The following is a 2,110-nucleotide window of genomic DNA, read 5'->3' as shown; positions in this document are numbered from 1 at the left end:
CCGAGTGTCCGGGTCGTCCTGCACCTCGCCACGGCCGTCCGGATCGTCCGACCGGACGGTGACGACGTCGAACTCACGCACGAGGGCGACGGCCTGTGGGCCGGCGCGACCGTCGGCGAGCTCGGCCGGTACCGCGTCGAGGCCGACTACGACCCGGACCCGTCCGGCGACGGCGACGACATCACCTGGACGACGGACGACGCCTACCGCTTCCCGCCGACGATCGGTGAACTCGACCTGCACCTCTTCGGCGAGGGCCGCGACGAGCAGCTCTGGCACCACCTCGGCGCGCACGTCACCACGGTCGACGGTGTCGACGGCGTCTCGTTCACGCTGTGGGCACCCCGGGCGACCGCTGCCCGGGTGATCGGCGACTTCGAGGGCTGGGAAGGCCGCACCACCGCGATGCGCCGCCTCACCGACCTCGGGGTCTGGGAGCTGTTCTGGCCGGGCGCCCTCGTCGGGCAGCGCTACAAGTTCCAGCTCCTCACCGACTCGGGCTGGGTGGAGCGGGCGGACCCGTTCGCCCGACGCACCGAGGTGCCGCCGCTGACCGCCTCGGTGATCGACGAGGCACACCACGAGTGGTCCGAGGGCGACGCCCAGTGGATGGAGCACCGGGCACGGACGACCACGCACGACCGTCCGATGAGCGTCTACGAGGTCCACCTCGGCTCGTGGCGTCCCGGCCTGTCCTACCGCGAGGTCGCCGACCAGCTCATCGGCCACGTCCAGTACACCGGCTTCACGCACGTGCAGTTCCTGCCGCTCGCCGAGCACCCGTTCGGCGGTTCGTGGGGCTACCAGGTCACGGGCTACTACGCCCCGACGGCCCGGTTCGGCTCCCCCGACGACCTGCGGTACCTCGTCGACCGGCTGCACTCCGCCGGCATCGGCGTGATCATGGACTGGGTCCCCGGGCACTTCCCGAAGGACGAGTGGGCGCTGGCGAAGTTCGACGGCCACGCGCTGTTCGAGCACCCGGACCCCCGACGTGGCGAGCAGCTCGACTGGGGCACGTACGTGTTCGACTTCGGGCAGCCGCAGGTCCGCAACTTCCTCGTCGCGAACGCGCTCTACTGGCTCGAGGAGTTCCACATCGACGGGCTCCGCGTGGACGCCGTCGCCTCGATGCTGTACCTCGACTACTCCCGGACGGAGTGGCTGCCGAACATCCACGGCGGTCGCGAGAACCTCGAGGCGATCTCGTTCCTGCAGGAGACGAACGCCACCGCCTACAAGCGCTACCCGGGCATCGTGATGATCGCCGAGGAGAGCACCTCGTGGCCGGGCGTCACGCAGCCGACCGACGTCGGCGGGCTCGGGTTCGGCCAGAAGTGGAACATGGGCTGGATGCACGACACGCTGCAGTACATCGAGCGCGAGCCCGTGTACCGCAGCTACCACCACGACGAGATCACGTTCTCGTTCGTGTACGCGTTCAGCGAGCAGTTCACCCTGCCGATCAGCCACGACGAGGTCGTGCACGGCAAGGGGTCCCTGTACGGCAAGATGCCCGGCGACGAGTGGCAGAAGCTCGCGAACGTCCGGGCGTACCTCGCGTTCATGTGGGCGCACCCCGGCAAGCAGCTGCTCTTCATGGGCCAGGAGTTCGCCCAGCCGTCCGAGTGGTCCGAGGCCCGCGGCCTCGACTGGTGGCTCCTCGACGACCCGGGTCACCGCGGTGTGCAGGACCTCGTGTCCGCGCTCAACCGGGTCTACCGCGAGACGCCGGCACTCTGGACGCACGACGCCACGGCGGACGGCTTCGAGTGGATCGAGGGCGGCGACGCACCCCACTCCACCCTCGGGTTCCTCCGCAAGGACGGCAACGACCGGCTCGCGGTCTTCGTGAACTTCTCCGGCGTGCCGGTGGAGCGTCGCTTCGGGTTGCCCGCCGCCGGGACGTGGCACGAGGTCCTCAACACCGACGCAGCCGAGTACGGCGGCTCCGGTGTGGGCAACCTCGGTGTGGTCACGGCCGAGGACACCCCGTGGGCGGGACGCCCCGCGTCCGCGCACCTCGTGGTGCCGCCGCTCGGGGCGGTCTGGCTGAAGCTCGCGCGGTAGTCGCACGCAGACGACGGACGGGAGTTTTTTTTTTTTTTCT

The 2,110-nt window shown here is 69.9% G+C and carries 1 protein-coding gene; it reads left to right on the top strand.

Annotation, left to right across the window (positions count from 1 at the left end; all coding sequences use genetic code 11):
* The coding region (gene glgB / locus I5E_RS09590; protein ID WP_022906785.1) for a 1,4-alpha-glucan branching protein GlgB at window positions 1-2,070 on the top strand (2,070 nt) is incomplete at its 5' end.
* Window positions 2,071-2,110: the final 40 nt, after the last annotated feature.

This window comes from Curtobacterium sp. B18, assembly GCF_000333375.1.
GTDB lineage: Bacteria > Actinomycetota > Actinomycetes > Actinomycetales > Microbacteriaceae > Curtobacterium.
This window is presented reverse-complemented; position numbering and strand designations above follow the sequence as displayed.